The following is a 23,518-nucleotide window of genomic DNA, read 5'->3' as shown; positions in this document are numbered from 1 at the left end:
TTCACAGTTTGTGCTCCGTAAGTCTTTTACCGGCCAGCGCCTTTTCAGACGCAGTTCAGGCCTTTTCCGTTTACGTTTTCGCTGCCTACAGGCTGAGTTTGCGTGGGGCAGCGTTTGTCTAGGCTGCCCCCTGAGACTATAGCGGTCAGACCAGAACGGACACAGCCTGCGGAGGGATGTCTCCGTCCAGACAGAAGATTTCTCTTTCCATCTCACTCAGCAGATTTTCAAGCGCCTTTCTCACGAGGGCGACACTGACTTTCCCACTGTCTATCAGCCTGTTCCCGTCCTCTAAAAGAATCTGCGCTGCACTTTTGAAACGCCCTGGTAACAGGTGTGTGTCAATCTGCACCAGACTCCTGTTACTGTGGAGGAAGCGATTTGCTGTTGAATAGTCGCCTGCAAGTGAAAGCACCGTTCCCGCAGAACCGCCCGTGGCAGCCGTATGACGAATTATATCCGCCAGATAGTCATCACCCGTTTTTTTGTCTGACATAAAGTTCCGCTCCAGGCCGTACTGCGTGATTTCTTCAGCATCAGCATCATGTGCACGGTAAATCAGCTGGGGAACAGGATTGTTTCTGACGTAGTTCCTTAACTGCTGAATGGACTGAAAACCGGTTGGTTCAGTACTACGGTCAGCGGGATCGGCACCTTTCGCAATAATACTTTCCACGGTAATCTTCGACGATCCGCTCGCGGAAGAAGATGCCGCCGCCTGCGAAGATGACGAACCAGGTAAAAGCTGACCATGACGATCGCAGGGTTTACCATCGCTTGCCCGCTTATAGCCGGAAGGCGAACTTTTGCTGGTTTTCACCCCTTTAGAAGAAGATTTTAAATGACGCATTCCGCCGGGCAGGCGTGCCTGTTCGGGACTAACCAGAACATTTTCTCCGGGGCCGCTTTTGTTTCTGCTTGCTACTACGGATAACTGCGTTACTGGCTGATGATTGTTGCTGTCATAAACGGTAAAATGATTACCGTCCGGGTGCTTTAGCCCCGTCAACATGCGCGACTCCTTGCTACCGGAGGTCATGAAAGGCATAACCTGGTAGGGCTCCCCGTCGGGGTGATAAGGCGGCTTGCCTCCGTTATAGATGGCCCCTGGAGGGATGGTCACGGCTGGCCTGTTGAAATTCAGACTGTCAGGAATGCCGTTCGCCGAAAAATTTTTATCATAACGCGCATTTACGATTTCCGTACCCTGACCGTTTTTTATTGTCAAAGAGGTTACAGATTTTTCCTCATCGGCATGCAGACGAGCTATACAATTGTTGTCTCCGTTATGGCTGAAACCGTATTCCGTGAATCCATCAGGGCTGTGTGTGACTGGCTTATTTACATCAGGTGCAACTGCAGAAACCAGATAAGCCATCTGTTCAGAGCTGTATCTGCCTTTTAATACCCCGGTATGGTATTTGTCGCCACCGACTGACAGAGCACGGGGTAAGCCGGGAGGCGGGGAACCATTTTCTGGCGTTTTTTTCCCTGCAGGAGCCAGAGTGTTAAGGGCAGAGGAATGTGTTTCTGATGAGGTATTTCCGGTGCCGGCAGAGTTTGCGGCATCGTTCTGGCGAGGCTGAAGACGAGAAGTGGGAAGCATAGTTATAATTCTCCGGATAGCTGATATAAACCGGCTGATACGCTTCAGGAAAGCCGGCTATTCTTTTTAAAATAGTGGCTGTTTGTGGCTGAAAGAGCCTTCTGGTTCCCTTTCTGGCGTAAAGTAAGAAACTGCTGATCCCGTTGTGTAGAATTCAAATTCGGGCGCAGCCCGCCGACCTGCTCCCCGTTGATTAACACACCCCGATGTTAGTAATGTCTTCATAAGCCACATGAGGACATCCCCTGAAGAAGCGTTTTTCCGACCAACAGATCATCAGTATTCTCCGCGAGGCTGAAGCCGGGGTTTCTGCCCGTGAACTCTGCCGCAGGCACGCCATTTCCGATGCCACGTTTTACACTTGGCGTAAGAAGTATGGCGGCACCTGAAGTTAAGCGCCTGAAGTCGCCTGAGGAAGAGAACGCCCGACTCAGGAAGCTGCCTGCCGAAGCCATGCTGGATAAGGAGGCGCTGCAGGTGGCTCCTGGGCGAAAATACTGACGATAGACCAGAAGCGGGAAGCCGTGGTGTTGATGTGTGCTGCGACCAGTCTGTCGCAATGTCGTGCCTGCAGGCTCACAGGTTTGTCTCTGTCGACCTGCCGCTACGAAGCGCAGCGTCCGGCGTCTGATGCGCATTTATCAGAACGCATCGCTGAACTGGCACTGGAGCGCAGGCGTTGTGGCTACCGCCGCATCTGGCAGTCAGTGCGCCATGAAGGGCTTCATGTTAATCACAAGCGCGTGTACCGCCTTTATCATCTCAGTGGCCTGGGTGTAAAACGCAGACGACGTCGTAAAGGGCTGGCAACAGAACGTCTGCCGTTGCTTCGCCCGGCGGCGCCCAATCTGACCTGGTCGATGGATTTTGTCATGGACGCACTGGCTACCGGTCGCAGGATCAAGTGCCTTACCTGCGTGGATGACTTCATGAAGGAGTGCCAACTGTCACGCAAGCCATGCTACCGCTGTTGCGCAAAGCGCCTGCAGCGTGTATAGACAACTTGTCCACCGCCCTTGGTTTGTTGACGGTCAACAGCGACCCGGCTTCCCCTTACTACGATGCTCGCCAGACTGGTTACCATGCACTATAAATGCTTTATGCATTGAGTGTTTTATAATAATGTTTTTATCTTCAAGTGAGGCTTTCCGGAAAAATATGGTAACTACCGCATTCCTTTAGATAAATATCATAACTACAAGAGGCCAATATTAATATAGTTCCAGAAGCTTGATTCTGTGCTCACGCCGCTGGTCAAAGATTCTTTGAAAGAAAAAAGGTTTTAATCGCACTCAGAAATATGTCCGGTTCATCAAGATTAACAACATGGGTCGCGTTAACACGAAAGTATGTTCCATTCTTCAGCAGAGACATAGTTCTCATAGCATCCTCTTTACTCATTGCACCGTCCAGAATTCCGTCTTCGAGCATAGAATAGTTAGCCTGCATCAGCATAACAGGACATTGAATACGAGCCAGTGCCTGAGCATGACTAAAGTCATTATTCCAAGTTCCATCATAAAAAGCGGCTCCAAACCTGGGGTCATATTGATCCAGACCCCGTATGAGCATTCTTACGGTATCGTTAGTTACCATTTTCAGTTCTGCTGGTTTCCCCGGATTCCTCAAGCGATATGCCCGTATAGCCTGCTTCAGCAGGAAAGGAGTACCTGGGCCGACATTTTTACGAAAAAACTGAGCATTGCTGCGAATCCAGTATAAAAGAAAGTCTGTAGGGTGGTCCTGTGCGGCAGCGGTATAGCTGGTTCGGAACGCCCGATCGGCAATAGTCTCTTTTATTCGTGGATATTCAGATGAAAATAACGGCGGATCCTCCAGTAATATACCTTTTATTAGTTCTGGTCGGTTAGCAGCCAGCCATACCGCAAGAAGGCCGCCAGATGAATTTCCGGAAAGATAAACCGGATGTCTGATAGTTCTTCGGATGAAATCGCCAAGATCACTCCCAATCTGACGGGCTGTCATAGGATAGTCCGATGGTGTTATGGTCTTTCCGTGGCCTGGATAGTCAATATCATAGACGTGGAAAAACTTTGCCAGCTCAGGAAGGACCCTGTAGTAGCTGAACCAGTCTAGCAGTTGCGCATGAAGTAAAATTAGCGGGGGGCCATTGTCTGGACCTTCAGCATAACTCAGCGTTATACGATTAATTTTTTCCTTTTTTAAAACATACCCTGCCTCCTTTACCTGTTCATGGAAATCTCTCTGCCTGTTGTCTGATAATGGCGATCTGTCTGCGGCTCTGGTAACAGGAAGCAGCAAACCGGGAATAGCACAGGCCATAATCAGAAATTTAAAACTAATCCGAAAAATCTGATTACGTAAAAAAGTAAATGACATCAGTAACCTCTTACTACTTGCCCGTTAAAAGGTATTGGTTTTGTATTGGATCGTCACCTCCACACTGATTATACTGAGTCTTACTCACTTTTAATACTCGCTTTCCGGTAGATAGAGCATTGCCTAGGTTGACTTATTAAATGATTGATATTAGAAGAAAAGAAGCATCTCAGGAACGTTCAAGAAGAACAGTGGAGACCATTCTTAGCACTACTGCTCAGATTCTTTCCGAAGAGGGAAGCCGGAAGCTTACGACAAATTATCTCGCCAGCAGAACAGGATTCTCCATAGGAACTATCTATCAGTATTTTCCTGATAAAGTGGCCATCATCATGGCCCTACTGGAACGGCAGCGGGAAGAAAACGTCCATCATATTGATGCATTGCTCAGTAATAAAGAAGACATAGGCGCAGAAGAAAAAATCCGGCTGATCATTCGTTCTCTCCATCATGCATTCAGTATGCACCGCCTTCCGGATCAGAAACTGGTACGAGCCCTTATTCATGCCGCGGCCAAGCATGGTCTACCCTCACCTTCGGGGTATATAGCGCAGGCCATTATTAATGTATGGGTTACCACAGATAGCAGAAGTAATCCTCTGAATCCTGGAGAAACCTTCGTTCTGACACATATGCTAATAGAGGTTATGCGACAGGCTGCACTGAGAGCCACACCGCTGCTAGGAAGTGAGGAGTTTGAAGCAGCTGTACTTAGAATGGTCATGGGATTTTTAGAGAAAAAATGATTTATTAATGTTTTTATAATAATTTACGTTGCTATTATGAACTTTCGTTCTACAGAAAGTGAGCCCTTGGAGACTTAATGCGTAAATATTGGTCAAGTGCACTGATCCTACCCGCATAATGTGGACACAGCCCTAAGCGAGGACTTGGTTTTCAAACTGTTCCGGGCCGAGGCCGCTACAGGCACTATGACGACGCCAGCGATTGTAATCGCATTCAATATAATTAAACACCGTTGTCCGCATTATTTCCCGGCTGGAAAGATGTTCTCCGGGGATACATTCTACCTTCAGCGAATGGAAAAGCTCTCTGCACAGGCGTTATCATAGCAGTTACCCCGGGCGCTCATGCTGCCACGCAGATTATGGCGTTTCAGCAGCGCCTGATAACCCGCTGTGAGCAGTATTGCCACCTCGATCGGTGTGAACGATTACGTTCTGTGGTTGCTTACGCCGCCACAACGCTATTTGCAGCATTACAGGCGAGCTCAGCTGTCATCCGCGAGGATATTGACCAGCCGATAACGGCCCGTGACCACAGGTCGATAACCACAGCAAGATACAGCCAGCCTTCATCCGTACGTAAATACGTAATGTCGCCCGACCACTTCTGGTTCGGACCGCTGGTGATGAAGTCCTGCTTCAGCAGGTTCTCTGACACCGGCAGGCCGTGATCGCGGTAGCTGACCGGGCTGAACCCCCGTGAGGCTTTTCCTGGCGGCGCAGACTGGCCGCTACGGTTTTTACATTGTACCCCGGGCCCTGAGCACGCAGTTCCTCTGCCAGCCGGGGCGCACCGTAGTGCTGTTTTGCCCGGGTGAAAGCCTCACTCACGACGCTGTCCCGCCGGAACTGCTGGCGGGTATTAATTATAGTGCGCCGTCTCTGCCATGCATACCAGCCGCTGCGGGCAACCCGGAGTACCCGACACATCGCTTTAACGCTGAACTCAGCCCGATATTTTTCAATAAAGACATACTTCATTTCAGGCGCTTCACGAAGTATGTCGTGGCCTTTTGGAGAATAGCCAGTCCCTCAGCCTGCTCAGCTAACTGGCGCCTGAGGCGGGCATTTTCAGCGGCGAGTTCGCTTTCACGTTCGGATGAGGTCAGTTGTTGCTGCTGTTTGCTGTGCCAGACATAAAGCTGGGACTCGTAAAGACTGAGTTCACGGGCAGCAGCAGTCATACCGATACGTTCAGCAAGCTTCAGAGCTTATTCAAGAAATTCGGGCGTATGTTGCTTGCGTGGCTTTTTGGTGGTTGATGCTGTTTTTGTCATGTGAGCTACCTCTGATTGAGAGTTTACTCACTTAGTCCCGTGTCCACTATTGCTGGGTAAGATCATTAAGGACAAGTATAGGACAGCAGATTTTCTAAGCAACAATCGGGTGGTATTTGATATTAAGGGCAATCACTACCGTCTGATTGTCGCAGTTGCTTACAGGTTTCAGGCGGTCTACATCAAGTTTGTTGGAACGCCCCCTGAATACGACAAGATAGACGCAAATACGGTGGATATATGATGACTTATAAAATCAAACCGATTAAGGGGCCTGACGCTCAGAGGAACGAAAACTCACGTTAAGCAATATTTTCTCTTCTGAATTCACATGGTATGGCAAGTGACGATGAGTCTCAGAATCATCGGAGTATGCGTAAACTGATGAACATCTGCAGTAATGAAGATACCCAGTTGAACTTTAAATCTTCATGAGGACTACTTATGTTTCCGGCGCTCCCTTTAACTTCAACCCAGGTCAAAAGAAGTGATCCCTAATTTCTCCATGTAATAAATCAAAACGCACAGGTAAACATTTCAGTATCCATAGTAATCTCTGGCACTGCCTTCACCACTATTTTCACCGGGGTGCTCTCGTCGATTTTTAATCATCCCCTGCCAGTCTCTGTACTCCTGTGTTATTTCGGGCTGAAATGGGCGAAGAAAATTATAGGGTTGTTCGTAGCTGTGAGTATGACCCGTAGCTACCTGCCGGTTAAAAAAAGATTCAAAATCTCCTGACTCGTGGCGAAATATATCTTGTGGCGTTTTATTCAATCCGGCCTGCACCATTATTTCATGGTGCTGTTTTGCATTGTTAAACTCCTGATATTCAAGCTCTCTGGCAAACAATGTAGCAGCCGGCCAACCTGTGGTATGCGCCATTTGTTCGAATTCGCCGCTTCGGGCACACTGTTCCGCTGCCTGCCTCACATTATCACTGGCTGCATTCAACAATTCAAAGAGTGCGGTTCCACTTACGTCTCCTCCTCTGTTTTTCTGCACGGTGATATGATTAGGGTCCAGAGTAATGGTCCTGCTACCACTATTCCATTCTCCGGGAGTTCTTCCTGTTGTGCTACCCAGTCGTACAGCCAATGGTCCCGCCTTATGCAAAATCTGCGAAATGGGCAGTCTGCTGACAAAATCAGCAACCTGTTGCATCCTGCTTTTGTCCATGTCACATATAAAAGTAACATTTCCCAGTACCAGATTATTTCCTGATTTCTGCAGGGCAGTTATAGCGGATGAGGATGAACTGCTACCCTGTACGGGCTGTGACGCGACTTCTTTTCCTTTTCCCTTACTCTTCTTATCTTTATTTTTTAAAGATGAAAACAATGATGGCATTTTCATCACCACTGGCTCATCCAGCTCATCGCCATAGTTCATAACGTAATCTAAATAATAATCACTCATGCTCCGGTTTACTGCTGCTTCAGAGGGTGGATGAGCCGTCACCAGTTTTTCCAGTTTTTTGTATCGATCCGCCTGTTTGTTACCTTCAATGAAGCTGGTGATCCCATTCAGCAAGATTTTTCTACCTAGATGACCGTAGCGCTGTGAGACCATTCCCACAGCAGGTAGCAAGCGATTGAAACTGGCAGACTTAAGGTTTGCTTCATTGCAATCAGTTATCGCCAGGTCCCGACGTGTCAGCGCGGGCAGACAATCCTGAATGGCGTGTAACGTTACAATCTGGAGGGCAGCCTCAAGTGTTTTGCAATTAGTTAGCCTTAATACATTTGTTAATTTAAGCAGCAGGTCAGTATCATTACGCAGCCACAGCTCATAGGCATTTAATGTATCAGCCATATTAGCATCTATTGCCTTCAGAAAATTTTTACCTGATTCCTTTTGACTTATTAAGAACAATTTAATTAAAGGAGCACTTAGCGATGTTTCTGTTGTTATTTTCTGAGGGTCTAACTGCACAGACAGGTTATTTATGTTTTCTTCAAGAGTAAATTCTTCCAGCACTCGCTTCAGAGCCGACCGGCATGCCATCATCAGATAATGTCGACTGTCAGGATCTGAAACCGCTTTCTCAAGACTGGCTGGCGCAAGCGCGATAAGCGACTCCAGTGCCCCTGACTCTGATGCCTGATTTTGCAGGTAATTCTCAGCCTGCCCCAGGGAGTGTAATTCCGTTTGCGGCAAATGTTGCATAATCTCAAATGTAGTCCCCCCTGAATTTAGTCTTACCGCTTGATGGAGTTCTCTGGTTAAAATGCAACCAACGGGAGGCTCATCATGAAGAAAGTGCGTTTCACTGAAACTCAGATCTTGCTAGTCCTGAAAGAAGTTGAAGGTGGCCGGCATGTGAAGGATGTCTTTCGCGAAAACGGTGTTTCATAAGCCAGCTACTATAACTGGAAATCCAAATACGGCGGGATGGAATCCTCTGATATCAAGCGGATGAAAGAGCTTGAAGAAGAAAATCGTCGGCTAAAGCAGATGTATGCCTCCCTGAGTTTGGATCATGAAATACTTAAGGATGTCGTAGCAAAAAAACTTTAACAGCACCTGAGAAACGCGAGTTGGTGCGTTATGTCATGAAGGAACATCACGCCAGCGAGCGTCGCGGGTGTCGGATTATTGGCATCAGTCGAAGTCTTTTGCATTATCGCCATAACACCGCGCGGGACCTGCCGGTGATAGAGGCATTACAAAAACTGGCGCAACAGTATCCGGCCTATGGCTTTGGTCTGATGTTCAATAAGTTACGTCAGTTCGGACAGAGCTGGAATGCAAAACGGGCTTACCGAATATATCGATTGTTGAAGTTAAACCTCAGGCGTAAGGGGAAAAAACGATTGCCCAACCGTCATCCCCAGCCTTTGGTTATTCCGCATAAAATGAACCACTGCTGGTCAGTCGATTTTATGAGTGATGCCTTGATAGATGGGCGAAGGTTCCGCCTGTTCAATGTGGTCGATGATTTTAATCGGGAAGCACTGGCAATCGAAGTTGATTTAAATATACCGGCTCATCGTGTCGTCCGTATCCTGGACCGACTCAGCAGCGAGAGAGGTTATCCGGCTTATATTCGAAGTGACAACGGACCCGAACTTACCGCTGTTGCCTTGGCTGAATGGGCAGAGGATAACGGTGTCATGCTAGATTTTATTCAGCCTGGTAGGCCAATGCAAAACGGATTTATCGAGCGGTTCAACAAAACCCTGCGAACAGAAATACTTGATATGTATCTGTTCCGGACGCTATCCGAAGTGCGGTTTTTAATAGAGAGCTGGCGTACAGAATATAACGAGGAGCGTCCACACAGCTCACTCGGCGATATGCCGCCAGTTATTTACGCAAGGCAAAAACTGGTCGGAGATCCTCATTGGCAGTGGTACTAAAAACCGGAGGGACTACACATACAGCGATTAGCTAAGTAAGTGCATATCTGAAGGCGAAATGTTGCCATTCTCTTCCTATTTTCTGAAGGCTTCAAGCTGCTGAAAAACTTGTAAACGGTCTGTAATGGTTAACTGCGACAGCATTTGCCTGGTTGATAAAGGTGATTTGACCGGGTGCTGCATGCTTGCACCTCCGGCTGAGACAGGGACAAGATGGTTGTTTAATTGCTGAGAAACGTTCACTGGTATATTCCGGGTCATTTATTTATACCCTTTGTGTTAATTTTTCACACAGAGTTCCATTCAAAAAACCGGCAATCGTTTACTCTAACAGTCCCGTCTGAAGTTTAAATTCTAAATTTTTTTATATTTTTTAAAAAATTAACGGAGTTTTATGTAATCCTTCCCTCATCCAGGATCTTATATACTGTAGAGCGGGCAATACTGAGCAGACGGGCAATTTCCGTCGCCCCAGTGCCTTTTTGATAAAGTGCCAGTACGGAGTTCCTGTCCACAGAACGTTTGCGGCCTAATTTGATACCTTTCAGCTTTGCTTCCTGTCTGCCCTCATTTGTTCGCTCCAGAATTCTCCTGCGTTCGGCCTGTGCCACTGCTGACAGAATGGTGACCACCATTTTACCCATTTCACCGTTGGTGCTTATACCGTCGTCAATAAACCGGACGGCCACGCCCTGGCTGTCGAATGCCTTTATCAGCTGGATCATATCGGCGGTATCGCGTCCCAGTCGGTCCAGCTTCTTCACCAGAATGACATCACCTTCCTCCACCTTCATCCGTAATAAATCCAGCCCCTCCCGATCGGTTGAGCTGCCGGATGGCTTATCGGTAAAGATGCGGTTGGCTTTCACCCCCGCGTCTTTGAGCTCCCTAATCTCAATATCGAGAGACTGCTGGCTGGTTGATACCCGTGCGTAACCAAAAAGTCGAATAAAAATGTATCCTAAATCAAATATCGGACAGATGATGTCTGTTATAACAAAAAATCGATTTAACAGACACATCAATGATGCCGATTTTGTGTGTCCGATAATTCATAATATTTCGGACGGTTACAAAATTGTTAACATATAACCGTCAGGCAGGGAGGCCGATATGCCCGTCGATTTTCTGACCACTGAGCAGGAACTGAATTATGGTCGCTACGTTGCAGAACCTAATGACGTGCAGCTGGCGCGCTATTTTCATCTTGATGAATGAGATCTTGCTTTCATTAACCAGCGGCGGGGAAGGCATAACCGGCTGGGAATAGCACTTCAGCTTACCAGCGCCCGTTTTCTGGGCACCTTTCTGACAGATTTAACCCGGGTTCTGCCGGGTGTTCAGCAATTTGTCGCGGTGCAGCTTAATATCCGCCGTCCGGAAGTCCTCTCCCGCTACGCAGAACGGGATACCACCCTCAGAGAGCATACGGCGCTGATTGAAGAATATTACGGTTACCATGGATTTGGCGATTTTCCATGGTCTTTCCGTCTGAAGCGCCTGCTGTACACCCGGGCATGGCTCAGTAATGAGCGACCCGGTCTGATGTTTGATTTTGCCACCGCGTGGCTGCTTCAGAATAAGGTCCTGCTGCCCGGAGCAAGCACACTTGTACGTCTCGTCTGTGAAATACGCGAACGGGCAAATCAGCGGCTGTGGAAAAAACTGGCCGCGTTGCCGGACAGCTGGCAGACCGCCCGCGTGACGGAGTTGCTGGACATTCCTGAGGGGCAGCGAATTTCACCGCTGGAGCAACTGAAAAAGGGACCAGTCAGCGTCAGCGGTCCGGCATTTACCGAAGCGCTGGAGCGGTATATCCAGCTGCGAAACCTTGAGTTTTCCCGGCTGAACTTTACCGGCCTGCCCGCTATACAGTTGCGTAATCTGGCGCGTTACGCAGGTATGGCATCGGTAAAATATATCGCACGCATGCCAGAGCAAAGAAAACTGGCCATACTCACCGCATTCGTTAAAGCGCAGGAAATAACAGCGCTGGATGAGGCCGTTGACGTGTTCGATATGCTGATCCTAGACATTACCCGCGAGGCGAAGAAAACCGGGCAGAAAAAACGACTCAGGACGCTGAAAGATCTTGATCGGGCAGCGCTGTTACTAGCGCGGGCATGTTTATTGTTGCTGGATGATAATGCAGAGGATCCAGACCTGAGGCGGGCCATCTTCAACTGCGTACCGAAGAACAGACTGGCAGAATCCGTCAGCAAGGTTAATGAGCTTGCCCGCCCTCAGAACAATAATTTCCATGACGAAATGGTTGAGCAGTACGGCCGGGTTAAGCGTTTTCTTCCGGCAGTATTGCGGGAGCTGCATTTCCGTGCTGCGCCAGCAGGAGAACATACGCTGGCCGCGATTCATTATCTGACTGAACTGAACGGCTCGAAAAAGCGCATCCTCGATGATGCGCCTGAACATATCATCACCGGCCCCTGGAAACGCCTCGTATACGATGCGGTGGGCCGGATACAACGCGCCGGTTATTCACTGTGTTTGCTGGATCGCCTTCAGGATGCATTGCGCCGCCGGGACATCTGGCTCGAAAACAGCGACCGCTGGGGAGATCCCCGCGAGAAGCTGTTGCAGGAGGAAGAATGGCAGGCTCAGCGCATTCCGGTCTGTCGTGCGCTGGGACATCCAACCGATGGACATAAAGGCGTGCAGCAACTGGCCGTTCAGCTGGATGAGACATGGAAAGCAGTAGCATCCCGATTTGAAGGGAATGCGGAAGTTCATGTCTGCAATGACGGTAAATATCCTTCCCTGACCATCAGTAGTCTGGATAAACTGGAGGCGCCGCCATCGTTGCTTTGTCTCAACGGGCGGGTAAGACAGTTGCTTCCTCCGGTTGATTTGACGGAATTACTGCTTGAAATAGACGCCAGAACAGGATTTACACGGGAATTTATGCATGTCAGTGAGTCCGGAGCGCGGGCACAGGATCTGCACGTCAGCCTGTGTGCAGTTCTGATGGCTGAAGCCTGCAATATAGGACTTGAACCGCTGATAAAACACAATATACCGGCACTGACCCGCCACCGGCTCAGTTGGGTGAAACAGAATTACCTCCGTACAGAAACGCTGGTCAGCGCCAATGCCCGCCTGGTTGATTTTCAGTCCACGCTGGAGGTTGCCGGATGCTGGGGCGGGGGCGAAGTGGCGTCAGCCGATGGCATGCGCTTTGTTACGCCGGTGAAAAGCGTCAATTCCGGTCCTAACAGAAAATATTTTGGTTCCGAACGTGGTATCACCTGGTACAACTTCGTCTCAGATCAGTACTCTGGATTTCACGGCATTGTAGTACCCGGCACATTGCGGGATTCCATTTTTGTGCTGGAAGAACTTCTGGAGCAGCAGACAGGGCTGAATCCGGTTGAGATCATGACAGACACAGCCGGTACCAGCGACATTATTTTTGGCCTCTTCTGGCTGCTGGGATACCAGTTTTCCCCCCGGCTTGCCGATGCCGGTGAAGCGGTATTCTGGCGGGTGGATAAATCGGCAAATTACGGTGCACTGGATGAGCTGGCGCGGGGATGTGCAGATCTGTCGAAGGCGGAGAATCAGTGGGATGAGATGATGCGAACCGCCGGTTCGCTAAAGCTGGGCACCATTCATGCTTCAGAACTCATTCGCTCTTTGCTGAAAAGCTCGCGCCCATCAGGGCTGGCACAGGCGATCATGGAAGTGGGACGCGTCAACAAGACGCTGTACCTTCTTAATTATATTGATGATGAAGATTATCGCAGGCAGATCCTGACGCAGCTCAACCGGGGAGAAGGCCGCCATGCTGTGCCGCGGGCGATTTGCTACGGGCAGCGAGGTGAGATCAGAAAGCGCTATAGTGAAGGGCAGGAAGATCAACTGGGTGCACTGGGCCTGGTCACTAACGCAGTGGTGCTATGGAACACGCTTTATATGCAGGAAGCACTGAGCTGGATGCGCAGTAATGGAGAAGAAACCGGGGAAGAGGATATCGCCCGGTTATCCCCACTGATGCACGGGCATATTAATATGCTGGGCCATTATACGTTCACGCTACCGGAGGATATTATGAACGGGGAACTAAGAAGTTTAAATTTAAACAATGAATTATCTCCTTAACATACGTTTCCGTTCCATTGGCCCTCAAACCCCGTTAGTTGAATAGTTAAGTGGCACCCATCCAAAACTATCATTCTGAAATACTATATGACCAACTCCGGGAAAAGAAAGATGCGCAGCAGCTATCAGGTCCCCCTGGTTGGCTATCTTTTTAAAGAATTTTTCGCGCGAATCTCTGGCTTGTTTCCCGTTACTATCAAAGCTTATTGTTACACCGGGCTGGCTGAACTGAACGGCACCGACATGGATAAGATTGCCGATGATATAAAGTCGCTTACCCGCGCTTTCCACCTGATAGATAACATGCCCAGGAGTATGGCCAGGAGCGTTAATGGCAATAACACCTGGCGCTATTACGGTTTTACCGCTAAAAGGCTTTAACTGTCCTGAACGGACATAAGCATTAAGCGATGCCATATCGCCTTTAAAAAACCCCGAAGCATCGCCATTTTTCTTTTGGTTGGAAGGTGAAAGCCAATAATCAGTATCAGCTTTCTCAGCATGTATTATTGCCTTTGGAAATATCTGTTTTCCCGCCGACATGAGTCCTCCAACATGGTCAGGATGCAAATGCGTGAGCACAATATCGTCAATTTCTTCGGGATGATATCCGGCAGCGCGAATATTATCTGTGAGTTTCCCCAGCGTGGGACCTAATAATTGACCGGCACCTGTATCCACCAGGATAAGCTTTTCACCTATATTAATCAGATAGGCATTGAATGATGTTTCGGCAGGCAGTCCAATAAACAACTTTTGTAACGCGGATTTTGTCAGTTTTTCTGGTTCAGACAGCAACTTTTCTACTGGTAGGGCCACTGTACCATCGTTTATAGCGCTCACTTCAAATTTTCCAACCATAACATGCAAATAGCCGGACTTTTTCTTTTGCATTGGTGCAGAGGCCAGAGACGGCAACGGTCCCAGCAGTACAGATATCAAAGTGAAAAACAAAATCATTGCTGGAGCAGGCCGTACAGAATAAGACTGAAAATAATACATAGATTAATGTCCCATTTATGAAAGTGAAAAAATATTTTTCTGGAAATGATAAAGCAAAAGAGTAACTAAACCGATAATTGTGGTTCAAAGCATAAAAGGTTGCTCATTTAAGCGGTAAGCCAGCCTGTTTAGCAGAGGAACATATCTCAGTTTGCTTCCCTTCATGTTGCATCGTCATTTATTTTAGCGAGTATGCAATGAAGCATTCGAACCTCTCACTGAGGTAGTTTTTAAGTGGCAGTTCGGATTGTATAATTTGCCATTACAGACCAGTCCCTGTCGCCGCTGCCTGCGCTCACCGCGTTATGCATTTGTCTATGAACTGCCTGAAGCAACGGTAAAGTGCGCCCTGCCACCGCCGCTGCTTCCTTAGCCAGCCGCAAATCTTTTAATCCCAACGTGGCTTTGAAACCGGGCTCGTACAGCTCATTGATGATATTTGCGGAATAGACCTGATAGGTTCGGCTGCCAAATAACGTATTGAGAATGAGATCAAAAAATCGTTCCCGTTCCACTCCACTGGCTTCTGTCAGCACAACGGCTTCCGCCATCGCTTCAATGGCCATGGTAATCATCATATTACAGGCGATTTTAGCGGCATGAGCCATCGGCGGCTTGTCACCCATATGCCAGATACGTTTACCGATGGCCTCCAGCACAGGCCGCACCTTTTCCATCGCCGCAGGATCACCGGCGGCGAGAATATTAAGCGCTCTTTTGGCAGCAACGGCTGGTCGTCCAAGCACGGGAGCAGCAACCAGCGCGATGCCTGCAGCTTCATGTAACTCGACCAGTGTCTGCGAGAAAGCGACGGAAATGGTTGAGCCAATAATATGCACCAGTCCGGGACGTGCATGGGAAAGAATCTCCGTCTCGATCAATACCTGCCGGATAGATGAGTCGTCAGAAAGCATGGTAAACGTCACCTCGGCCTGTAACGCCTGTTCGGGGGAATCGGCTCGCCGGACCCCTTCAATCTCACCGCCTGACCGGTTCCATGCGCAAACCAAATGCCCGTCAGCAACCAGGTTACGCGCGATTTCCCGGCCCATTGCGCCGGTGCCAATAATGCCAATATGCATAGGTTAATCCTTCAATAAAGTTGAACCGGAAAGGTGTTTTTCCAGCCACTGCAAAACGGGTACTAACGCTTCGTCAGAGTTGTTTTCGTAGATCAGCCCGTGCCCGTTGCCATACACGCCATGATCGGGCAGGTGAAGCAGCTCGGCCGATGCCCCCGCCGAGTTAAGAAAAGCCGCCGTTGGCGGACTGGCTGCGGCAAACGCCGATGCCTCCGCGGTCACGATTAGAATGGGCAGATCTTTCAGCGCAGGCAGAGTCAGGCTGCCCGGCTCCGCATTGTGGACCGCATCAATGCTGTTAACGGCGGGTTCAAAACGCAGCGGGGCCGCCGTTATTCCCCAGGTCATGGTTCCAATATTGGGGATCACGGCAAAGGGTGGTCCCATCGGTTCAACGGCCACAATGGCTTTGACCCGATCCGGCCGGCGATCGGCCGTCAGCCAGCCGTCCGGGCCGGAAGCGGAATGGGTCACAATAATGGCCGGTCCGATGCGATCCAGTAACGAGGCCATGCGATCGGCGTCTGAGGTTTGGGAAAGCGCCAGATCCTTTGGCAGCGGGCCGTAACCGGCAATAAATTCGTCCATGGCATCCTCATCGTCCACGGCGAAGGGCCACTGGGTGTGACGTTCATCGTTGCCAGGAAAATAGATATGCTGCCCGCCCTCGTAAGAAAACGGCGGGCCCATTTCGCCAAATGTCTCCACGTGAAAAGGCGAGCGGCCATGCCCGGGGCGGTCAATGACCAGCACGGCGTAGCCATTTTCAACGAACCGCTGCGCCCAGCCCGGCCTGCCGTCGGGCGTGTCAAACCACTCCGTGCCCTGAAATCCTCCGCCATGCATCAGAACAACGGGAAAGGGCTGGCTCACGGTCTCCGGCGCTTCCCATTCCACATACATCGGACCGCGCTGATACGTAAGGCCGTTCTGTTCAGTTCGCTCGCCGGCGATCCAGAAATGTCCGCGACACACCACGCGAGGCGGCGTTATACGCCAGGGGGCATAATACTGATGATTTTTCATTTTTTCTCCAGTTAAATCAAAGGTCAATAGCGCGAGCTCTTGCCGGGGTGATATCGGTAAACAGTGCAACATCGGCCATGACTTCAGGCATTTCAGGGGAACTCAAAGCTAACTCCATCGCTTTTTCATCACGGAAGCGACATTCGCAAATGGCGAGCGTTCCTGCCTGCCGGACTGCCGGAAAAAAGGCGATCGCACTGAGCAGGCCATGCTGATGCCACGCCTTCATTACCAACGGAAGGTGCTCGCTGACGTAATAGTCGCGATCAAACCGGCTCTGCGGATCGCCGTGATAGGTTACGTACAGGGTTACGGGTAAATGGTTCATCTCTCTGCCTCTTTGCAAACTCTTTTGTCAGGATTTATCGTGCGTTAAGGAAGGTGATAACTGCGCTGTTCAGTTCAGCCGTGCACTCTTCCGGCAGCCAGTGGCCGCAGTCAGGAATTACCTTGCCCGTTACGTTGGTTGCAAAGCGCCCGATCTGTTCGATTTGATACTTGCCCATACCGCCATGGCCGCCTCCGCCAATCGCCAGCACCGGCAAGGCAATTTTGTTCTGAGAGAGCAGTTTGTTATCCGCGACGCCCTGATTGAGTACGCGGTAATACTCGAAAGCGGCGTGGAGGCTGTGTGGTTTGGCATAAGATCGCGCGTAGAGATCCAGCAGCTCCGGGGTGAAAACCGCCTTGTTGGTGGCATGCTCTTTAATGAAATGTTCAAAGAAGAGGCGCTCTTTGCCGGCAATCAGGGTTTCAGCAAGATTATTTTTGGCGCTGAAGAAGCTGAAGTGCCATACCAGCGATTCTCCTTGCGGGGTAAATGCCGGAAATGACCAGATGCTTTCATCCGGTATCGGTGCCTCCATAAAGATCACGCGGCGCAGCTGGCTGGCATGTTTCACCACGAAGGGGTAGGTGTTCCAGTTCCCGATATCATGGGATACCAGATCGAAAGGCTGATTGCCGCTAAACTGCAAGGCAAGCTTGTAGAGCAGCGGCGCGACGTCAGTAGCGCGGTAAGAATGCGGCACGGCCGACTCCCCCAGTCCGGGCAGGTCTGGCGCTACGACCGTATGGTTTTTGGCCAGTTCAGGCATCAGGTGATGCCACTCATACCACGACTGACCGAACCCATGGACGAGGTATACCAGCGGCCCCTTTCCACCCTTAACGTAATGCAGGCGCACGCCGTCAATGACCTTATACTCGCTGGTAAAACCTGCCGGAACGGGAAATGCGTCGGCGGCGGATGACGGGGAAGTGGCGAGCAGCGAAAACAGCGAGAGCAGGCAGGCCATAATGTGTTTCAACATAGATTTATTTCCTGTAATAAGAAGTTAAATTCAATCCGCAGCGTCGCGGTTAGTTGGTATGAGGTTGCCGCATGCCGGGCATAAAGCCGTATGCCTTCGCACGCCAGGCAATAAGCAGGGCCGCTGCCAGCAGAACGAACATCACCGGTGAGAACGCGCGTGCCCCCCAGGCGTCCAGCAAAATGCCGCCCACAATGCCGCCGCCGGCAATCGCACTGTTCCAGGCGACCACGTTCATCGACAGGGCGATGTCTGCGCCTTCTCCGGCGGTATCCGCCAGCGCCGTCTGTAGCAATGTTGCCGCGCCACCAAACGTTAATCCCCAGATCGCCACGCCCGTGTAAATCACGACCGGCGCGCGCGACATCCAGATGAAAAGCAGGGAGACTACGGCAAATGTGGCCAGGCAGGTCAGCACGCTTAACCGGAGATGACGATCCACCACACGGCCGGTGATCCAGATGGCGATCAGCGCAGCAAGTCCAAAGACCAGCAGCACGAGATCCACCCGACCGCTCAGGCCCGCCTGGGCTACAAAAGGCGCGATGAAGGTATAAAGAATGTTGTGCGCCAGCATCCAGGTGATGACCACGCTCAGCACGGGCCTGACGCCCGGCGTTATAAAGACTTTATGCAGCGGCAGCCGTTCATGGCTGGCCTGACCGGGATAGTCGGGCACTTTGGCGATGACCCACACAATCAGCACCAGCGTCAGACCGGAAATCATCGCGAAGGCACTGCGCCAGCCGATGGCAGCGCCCAGCCAGGTGCCCAGCGGCACACCCAGCGATAAGGCGATCGGCGTGCCGACCATCGCTATCGCCATCGCTTTTCCCTGTTGATGAACCGCAACCATACGACGCGCATAGCCCGCCAGCAGGCTCCATGCAAGTCCTGCGGCCACGCCGGCAAAAAATCTTGCCGCCAGGGTGAGCCAGTAGCTGGCAGAAAAGGCGGTGATCGAATTGAAGAGAAGAAACCCGACGATGGTGAGTAACAGCACGTTTCTGCGGCGCCATCCCTGCGTGGCGATGGTCAGGGGAATGGCCGCAAGTAGCGATCCCAGGGCATAGGCGGTGACCAGCTGCCCGGCCAGAGCCGGTGAGATGTTCAGGCCCGAGGCCATTTGCGGTAACAGGCCTGCCGGCAGCGTTTCGGTAATGATGCAGATAAAGCCAGTCATTGCCAGCGCCAGAAGAGCCGCAATGGGAAGCCGCAGTTCTGCTGACTGATGCCGTTTCGTAAACTCAACCTGCCTTTGATGACAGTGAGTGTTTTTCTTATCCATAGCGCATTGTTACCTTAATTATGTATCAGTTGGTATTTATTTATATGTAAAGCTTCCCTCATCATCTTTTCAGGCCGGTTGAGGTAATGGACACTGAAGAAAGATTAGAGCGTTTAATCTTGCTGATTAATCTGTACTGATTGATACATTAGTGGCGGATAAAATAGTTGTCAACGACTTGTGTATCGTTTGGTATAATAGTTTTATTTCTGATTTAATACCGGAGTCACTGCTATGGCAACAATGGGACGTCCACGAACCTTCGATCGGGACAAAGCTATCGAAGAGGCAATGTATCTTTTTTGGGAAAAGGGGTATGAGTCAACTTCACTCAGTGAGTTAAAAGCGGGCATTAGCAACGGGATTTCCGCCCCAAGCTTTTACGCCGCCTTCGGGTCCAAAGAAGCACTCTTCCGGGAATGTGTTCGATATTACCTTTCAACTTACGGTCGGGTAACGGAGCCGTTATGGAATGACGATCTGCCGCCGCGCTACGCTATTGAAACGACATTACGGCTTTCAGCCAGCATGCAGTGTGAAGCCGGACATCCTAAAGGATGCATGGTGGGCTTAGGCGTAATGAGTGCAACATCTGCCGGGCATGCATCTGTTATCGAACCTCTGGCGAGGTCTCGAGAGCATACACGAGCAGGCATTGCGCGTAATATTCAGCGTGGAATAGATAGCGGTGAGCTTAGCAAGAAAACGGATATCATCGCGTTAACCACCTCTTTTGATGCCTTTTTACTGGGGTTATCCACACTGGCACGCGATGGCATATCGCTCTCTGATATGAATAATTCCATAACAACAATTATGTCTGTATGGAATTCATACGCGATAAGGGACTAAAACGGTTATGCCTGAGACTTATTTAGAGTTAAAAATCACATTTCATCAGTTTACAATCAAGCACATAAACCAATTGACCTGTTCCCCGTTGAATAACAAAGTGTAAACGTCCCCTCCTGGCACAGGGCTGCTGTTGCAGCCCTAACAAATTAGACTTCAATCGACTCTGATATCTCCAGAGCATCATCTACTTCAATACCTAGATAACGTACGGTGCTTTCGAGTTTTTTGTGGTCCAAAAGTAACTGGATCACTCTAATATTCTTCATTTTTTTATAGATCAGATATGGCTTGGTTCTGCGCATGGAATGGGTACTGTAGAGCGTTTCATCGAGTCCCAGCGTCTCAATCCATCCATGAAAAATACGATTATATTGTCTGGTTGAAATGTACCGTGAAGAACCAACGCGGGACTGGAAAAGATAGTCGCTACTACGTATGATCCATGCGGCTACAGCCTCTCTGGTTCCCTTAGTCAGCTCAAACTGAACAGGGCTGCCCGTTTTTTGCTGCAGCACTGTCGCTCTGCCCGAAACAGAGTGTCCATAGGCCACATCAGAAACTTTTAACTTAACCAGATCACAGCCCCGAAGTTTACTGTCCAGAGCCATGTTAAACAGAGCCAGATCGCGGACTTTTCCTTCCAGCTCCAGGCGGATACGAATTCCCCAGGTATGAGAGATCTGAAGAGGTCGCTTCTGGCCAATAATGCGGCTTTTGTTCCAGGGGGATATTGTCATGTTCAATCTCCATTAGGTTAGGAGATGTGATTATGGTTATCCCATATGAGCTGTGAGTTCAACTGGTCGATGCAACGCTATTCTTAAATGAGGATGACGTTGTCATGAGACGAAGAACGCGCATTAGCTATACGCCGGAACAGATAGTGTATGCCAATAATACTCTTCAATCGTGTTAGTGAGGTAAAAATGGAGTCAATGAACCCCTGCATGGCTCGCAGAGTGAGACTAAAGACGCGTTTGAGCATCAGTACAGTAGAAATAGTGAGCTTAGAATAACGTAGCGTGCGGCGCCGGGATTAGGTTTTAGGCTCGTTGTACCAATCCAGGGAAGGCCTATTCATCCAGTCAGTGAACGCCGATTAACTAGAACCTCGTTGTAAATGTTCCCGTTGGATATTTTGAACTTGTGTTTTTGCCACGAGATACCGCTACAGGACCAGGAATGTAGTGACCTGGTCCTGTGTATGGTTTAACGTCCGATTTATTAAACAACGCCCTGTTTAGTGCCCGTAACGTTTCATCACCAGCGAGTCCGCTTCGATGAGTGCCATGAACTTTGCAGCAATGGGCTCTGATGCGAAGCTTTCCATCGAAGCATCAGCATCGGCGACCGATCGCCAATGAATGATCGCCAGCCAGCTATGATCGTTTCCCGGAGCGGACTCGCGCGACAGGAAGCCAGGGCGTTTTGCGATCACAGTCGTTTCGATCTCGTGATCGACCGCGATCATTTGGGCGACGGCCACGTCACTTCTTAGCTTCGCTGTGACGACTTCGAACACAAGAGGCGTTTGCGATTGCCCGGGGGTGGATGCGTCGGCGGTGAGCGCTGCTTCCGAAGCTCCCGTATTTTCTTGTTTGGTCATATTTGTCGTTAGCATGTCCTAATCCTTTTATCGACTGTCGTCAGATGATCGCGCCATCTGACGACAGAATTAACCGAATGGTTGGCTCGTCGGGTGGAGTGTTGATGTCAAACAGTCGAAAGCGTGGTGCCTCCGCTCATGTCAAGCTCGCCTTTGCGCTGCCCATGACATCTCCGGAACACCCCAACCTGGCTTTAACGATGTAATGCGGCTGCAATCAGGCTATCCAGCGAGGTCGTTGGGTGACCAATCAGTCGCGACAGGGTGCCTCCATCGTCAAACAGTGCTCCCCGTGAGGCGGCAACGTCCGCATCGGCCAGAAGATCAGCCAGGTCGGCTGGCAGACCAATGCCTGTCAGCACACTCACATAAGCTTCTTTCACAAGATCGTTATAGACAACGTTCCTGGACGACTGCCGGGAGACTTCGGCGGCCAGTTCAGTGAGTGTGAAGGCAAGATCGGCAGCTAACTCGTATGTTTTTCCCGCGTGGTCGTCGGTCGTCAGTACCACAGCTGCAGCCTCAGCATAATCCTTGCGCGCGGCAGAGGAAAAATGCCCCTCCTTTGCGGCACCGACAAAGGCACCATGCTCCAGCACTGCCGGGAGCGCCATCAAATGGTTTTCGGCGTACCAGCCGTTGCGAAGGATGACGGCGGGGAGGCCTGAGGCCGCGATGACCTCTTCCGTCTGCCGGTGCTCGATCGCGAGCCTAGCGGGCGACGTATCGGCATGCAGCATGCTCGTATAAGCAAGCAACGAAACGCCGGCACGCTGGGCCGCATCGATAACCGCGCGGTGTAATGGCAGGCGACCGGCGACTTCGGTGGAAGAGATCAGCAGAAGTTTGTCGACACCGTTCAATGCTGTTGTGAGCGTTTCAGGCCGCGTATAGTCCGCCTCGCGCACTATCACACCACGCTCGGCGAGATCGCGTGCCTTTGCGGGATTTCTCACTGCCGCGACAATTTGTTCGGCCGGAACGGTTGCCAATAATGCGTCGATCACAAGGCGACCTAGTTGCCCCGTTGCTCCAGTTATTGCATACATGCTCATTCCTCTTTGTGGATCGGTTGAAGCGGCCAAGTGTACGATCTGGAGTTTCTATTGGAAACCACCTATCTATGGGTTACCATCATTTTCAGGTAACCAATCTGAAGTCAGATAACCAACTGGAAACTTTCCTGGGAGGACGAAGATGAGCTTGAAGATGCGAAAGAAGGTTGAACCATTACCCGGCTGCCCCATGTCAAAATGCACGGCCTTACTTGGTGGCCTTTGGACACCCGAGCTCATCTGGAGCTTGAGCAATGGTCCACGTCGATTTTCGGAATTGCGGCGCGACACGCCGACTATTTCGGCAAAGGTGTTGAGTGGCCGGTTGCGTGAGCTTGAGGGACGAGGCGTGATCCGGCGTAACGTCTTAGCGACCTCGCCGCCATCTGTTGAATACGAATTAACATCACTCGGACAGGAACTACTGCCGGTGATCACCTCTATTGTGGAGGTCGGGTCACGCCTGTTACTCCGCGACGCTGCTCGTGAGACCTAACTATCCTATGTTTCTACAAGTGAAGGAGCGTCTGATATTTCCTCGAAGAATTGTTTTTTTGAATCAGCATTCATAAGTGCCCGATGAACATGAGACCTGCCACCAAAGTACTGGTTGATTTGTCCATGCGTGAAGGAAATTTCAAGCGTGGATATTTTCTGATCGTACCCGACAGATTTCAGGCTGGAAGATATGACTGGTTTACGCGTCAAAAGAAGATCCACATATAATTTCAGTCGCCTGGGGGGATGACGGAGCGGCAGAATAACATTTGTCCAGATATGGAGTGTTTTCAAATTTTTTAAGAGAATATCATGAGTTTTTGAT

Annotated in this window: 18 protein-coding genes and 5 pseudogenes; 7 read left to right on the top strand and 16 right to left on the bottom strand. The window is 50.2% G+C overall.

Annotated features, from left to right (window positions below; all coding sequences use genetic code 11):
• Positions 1-145: 145 nt before the first annotated feature.
• Positions 146-1,606: a hypothetical protein gene (locus Q3V30_RS21625; RefSeq protein WP_306213321.1), complete on the bottom strand. Its 1,461-nt coding sequence runs from the start codon at positions 1,604-1,606 to the stop codon at positions 146-148.
• 245 nt (positions 1,607-1,851) lie between these two features.
• Between Q3V30_RS21625 and Q3V30_RS21620 the strand changes: the two are divergent.
• A pseudogene (locus Q3V30_RS21620) lies at positions 1,852-2,547 on the top strand (transposase); the annotation flags it as partial.
• A 313-nt stretch (positions 2,548-2,860) separates the two neighbouring features.
• On the opposite strand, the gene Q3V30_RS21615 reads toward Q3V30_RS21620, so the two are convergent.
• Entirely contained in the window at positions 2,861-3,967 is a 1,107-nt protein-coding gene (locus tag Q3V30_RS21615) for an alpha/beta fold hydrolase (RefSeq protein ID WP_306213320.1), read from the bottom strand.
• A gap of 140 nt (positions 3,968-4,107) precedes the next feature.
• Here Q3V30_RS21615 and Q3V30_RS21610 point away from each other — a divergent pair, with 140 nt between their 5' ends.
• Positions 4,108-4,713, top strand: coding sequence for a TetR/AcrR family transcriptional regulator (locus Q3V30_RS21610; protein WP_306213319.1), 606 nt, complete (start codon positions 4,108-4,110; stop codon positions 4,711-4,713).
• Between the two features lie 132 nt (positions 4,714-4,845).
• On the opposite strand, the pseudogene Q3V30_RS21605 reads toward Q3V30_RS21610, so the two are convergent.
• Positions 4,846-5,990: pseudogene (locus tag Q3V30_RS21605) on the bottom strand (IS3 family transposase).
• A 49-nt stretch (positions 5,991-6,039) separates the two neighbouring features.
• On the opposite strand from Q3V30_RS21605, the gene Q3V30_RS21600 reads away from it, so the two are divergent.
• Positions 6,040-6,234, top strand: coding sequence for a type II toxin-antitoxin system HigB family toxin (locus Q3V30_RS21600; protein ID WP_306213318.1), 195 nt, complete (start codon positions 6,040-6,042; stop codon positions 6,232-6,234).
• A gap of 293 nt (positions 6,235-6,527) precedes the next feature.
• Here Q3V30_RS21600 and Q3V30_RS21595 read toward each other — a convergent pair whose 3' ends face one another.
• Entirely contained in the window at positions 6,528-8,159 is a 1,632-nt protein-coding gene (locus Q3V30_RS21595; RefSeq protein WP_306213317.1) for a hypothetical protein, read from the bottom strand.
• Positions 8,160-8,243: 84 nt separating this feature from the next.
• On the opposite strand from Q3V30_RS21595, the pseudogene Q3V30_RS21590 reads away from it, so the two are divergent.
• Positions 8,244-9,352, top strand: a pseudogene (locus Q3V30_RS21590) (IS3 family transposase).
• Positions 9,353-9,744: 392 nt separating this feature from the next.
• Here the strand turns inward: Q3V30_RS21590 and Q3V30_RS21585 are convergent.
• Positions 9,745-10,302 carry a recombinase family protein gene (locus tag Q3V30_RS21585; RefSeq protein WP_306213535.1) on the bottom strand — a complete coding sequence of 186 codons (558 nt, stop codon included), beginning with the start codon at positions 10,300-10,302 and terminating at the stop codon, positions 9,745-9,747.
• Positions 10,303-10,465: 163 nt separating this feature from the next.
• Between Q3V30_RS21585 and Q3V30_RS21580 the strand changes: the two are divergent.
• Positions 10,466-13,468 (top strand): annotated as a pseudogene (locus tag Q3V30_RS21580) (Tn3 family transposase).
• A gap of 24 nt (positions 13,469-13,492) precedes the next feature.
• Here the strand turns inward: Q3V30_RS21580 and Q3V30_RS21575 are convergent.
• The 6 genes from Q3V30_RS21575 to Q3V30_RS21550 form a co-directional block, all read right to left on the bottom strand.
• Positions 13,493-14,470 carry an MBL fold metallo-hydrolase gene (locus Q3V30_RS21575; RefSeq protein ID WP_306213316.1) on the bottom strand — a complete coding sequence of 326 codons (978 nt, stop codon included), beginning with the start codon at positions 14,468-14,470 and terminating at the stop codon, positions 13,493-13,495.
• A 230-nt stretch (positions 14,471-14,700) separates the two neighbouring features.
• Positions 14,701-15,552 (bottom strand): NAD(P)-dependent oxidoreductase, encoded by an 852-nt coding sequence (locus tag Q3V30_RS21570; RefSeq protein WP_306213315.1) that lies wholly within the window; start codon positions 15,550-15,552, stop codon positions 14,701-14,703.
• 3 nt (positions 15,553-15,555) lie between these two features.
• Positions 15,556-16,578 (bottom strand): alpha/beta hydrolase, encoded by a 1,023-nt coding sequence (locus Q3V30_RS21565; protein WP_306213314.1) that lies wholly within the window; start codon positions 16,576-16,578, stop codon positions 15,556-15,558.
• Positions 16,579-16,594: 16 nt separating this feature from the next.
• Complete coding sequence (locus Q3V30_RS21560; RefSeq protein ID WP_306213313.1) at positions 16,595-16,906, bottom strand: EthD family reductase; 312 nt, start codon at positions 16,904-16,906, stop codon at positions 16,595-16,597.
• A 34-nt stretch (positions 16,907-16,940) separates the two neighbouring features.
• Complete coding sequence (locus Q3V30_RS21555) at positions 16,941-17,891, bottom strand: alpha/beta fold hydrolase (protein WP_428979278.1); 951 nt, start codon at positions 17,889-17,891, stop codon at positions 16,941-16,943.
• A 49-nt stretch (positions 17,892-17,940) separates the two neighbouring features.
• A complete protein-coding gene (locus Q3V30_RS21550) occupies positions 17,941-19,074 on the bottom strand; it encodes an MFS transporter (protein WP_306213531.1) in 1,134 nt (377 codons plus the stop codon).
• Positions 19,075-19,413: 339 nt separating this feature from the next.
• On the opposite strand from Q3V30_RS21550, the gene Q3V30_RS21545 reads away from it, so the two are divergent.
• Complete coding sequence (locus tag Q3V30_RS21545; protein ID WP_306213312.1) at positions 19,414-20,031, top strand: TetR/AcrR family transcriptional regulator; 618 nt, start codon at positions 19,414-19,416, stop codon at positions 20,029-20,031.
• Between the two features lie 149 nt (positions 20,032-20,180).
• On the opposite strand, the gene Q3V30_RS21540 is transcribed toward Q3V30_RS21545, so the two are convergent.
• The 4 genes and pseudogenes from Q3V30_RS21540 to Q3V30_RS21525 form a co-directional block, all read right to left on the bottom strand.
• Complete coding sequence (locus Q3V30_RS21540; protein WP_306213311.1) at positions 20,181-20,771, bottom strand: tyrosine-type recombinase/integrase; 591 nt, start codon at positions 20,769-20,771, stop codon at positions 20,181-20,183.
• 185 nt (positions 20,772-20,956) lie between these two features.
• A pseudogene (locus tag Q3V30_RS21535) lies at positions 20,957-21,067 on the bottom strand (transposase); the annotation flags it as partial.
• A gap of 207 nt (positions 21,068-21,274) precedes the next feature.
• Positions 21,275-21,655, bottom strand: coding sequence for a hypothetical protein (locus Q3V30_RS21530; RefSeq protein WP_306213310.1), 381 nt, complete (start codon positions 21,653-21,655; stop codon positions 21,275-21,277).
• 179 nt (positions 21,656-21,834) lie between these two features.
• Complete coding sequence (locus Q3V30_RS21525) at positions 21,835-22,689, bottom strand: SDR family oxidoreductase (RefSeq protein ID WP_306213309.1); 855 nt, start codon at positions 22,687-22,689, stop codon at positions 21,835-21,837.
• Between the two features lie 148 nt (positions 22,690-22,837).
• On the opposite strand from Q3V30_RS21525, the gene Q3V30_RS21520 reads away from it, so the two are divergent.
• A complete protein-coding gene (locus Q3V30_RS21520) occupies positions 22,838-23,191 on the top strand; it encodes a winged helix-turn-helix transcriptional regulator (RefSeq protein WP_306213308.1) in 354 nt (117 codons plus the stop codon).
• 5 nt (positions 23,192-23,196) lie between these two features.
• Here the strand turns inward: Q3V30_RS21520 and Q3V30_RS21515 are convergent, their stop codons facing one another.
• Entirely contained in the window at positions 23,197-23,415 is a 219-nt protein-coding gene (locus tag Q3V30_RS21515; RefSeq protein WP_306213307.1) for a KTSC domain-containing protein, read from the bottom strand.
• Between the last annotated feature and the right edge of the window lie 103 nt (positions 23,416-23,518).

The organism is Erwinia pyri (genome assembly GCF_030758455.1).
GTDB lineage: Bacteria > Pseudomonadota > Gammaproteobacteria > Enterobacterales > Enterobacteriaceae > Erwinia > Erwinia pyri.
Note: the sequence above shows the minus strand (reverse complement) of the source record. Positions and strands in the feature narration are given on the sequence as shown.

Coding starts and splice junctions, on each gene's coding strand:
- Q3V30_RS21545 (WP_306213312.1), top strand. CDS start 19,414: ATGGCAACAATGGGACGTCCACGAACCTTCGATCGGGACAAAGCTATC.
- Q3V30_RS21560 (WP_306213313.1), bottom strand. CDS start 16,906: ATGAACCATTTACCCGTAACCCTGTACGTAACCTATCACGGCGATCCG.
- Q3V30_RS21625 (WP_306213321.1), bottom strand. CDS start 1,606: ATGCTTCCCACTTCTCGTCTTCAGCCTCGCCAGAACGATGCCGCAAAC.
- Q3V30_RS21540 (WP_306213311.1), bottom strand. CDS start 20,771: ATGACAATATCCCCCTGGAACAAAAGCCGCATTATTGGCCAGAAGCGA.
- Q3V30_RS21610 (WP_306213319.1), top strand. CDS start 4,108: ATGATTGATATTAGAAGAAAAGAAGCATCTCAGGAACGTTCAAGAAGA.
- Q3V30_RS21530 (WP_306213310.1), bottom strand. CDS start 21,655: ATGCTAACGACAAATATGACCAAACAAGAAAATACGGGAGCTTCGGAA.
- Q3V30_RS21555 (WP_428979278.1), bottom strand. CDS start 17,891: ATGTTGAAACACATTATGGCCTGCCTGCTCTCGCTGTTTTCGCTGCTC.
- Q3V30_RS21575 (WP_306213316.1), bottom strand. CDS start 14,470: ATGTATTATTTTCAGTCTTATTCTGTACGGCCTGCTCCAGCAATGATT.
- Q3V30_RS21595 (WP_306213317.1), bottom strand. CDS start 8,159: ATGCAACATTTGCCGCAAACGGAATTACACTCCCTGGGGCAGGCTGAG.
- Q3V30_RS21550 (WP_306213531.1), bottom strand. CDS start 19,074: ATGACTGGCTTTATCTGCATCATTACCGAAACGCTGCCGGCAGGCCTG.
- Q3V30_RS21615 (WP_306213320.1), bottom strand. CDS start 3,967: ATGTCATTTACTTTTTTACGTAATCAGATTTTTCGGATTAGTTTTAAA.
- Q3V30_RS21570 (WP_306213315.1), bottom strand. CDS start 15,552: ATGCATATTGGCATTATTGGCACCGGCGCAATGGGCCGGGAAATCGCG.
- Q3V30_RS21565 (WP_306213314.1), bottom strand. CDS start 16,578: ATGAAAAATCATCAGTATTATGCCCCCTGGCGTATAACGCCGCCTCGC.
- Q3V30_RS21520 (WP_306213308.1), top strand. CDS start 22,838: ATGAGCTTGAAGATGCGAAAGAAGGTTGAACCATTACCCGGCTGCCCC.
- Q3V30_RS21525 (WP_306213309.1), bottom strand. CDS start 22,689: ATGTATGCAATAACTGGAGCAACGGGGCAACTAGGTCGCCTTGTGATC.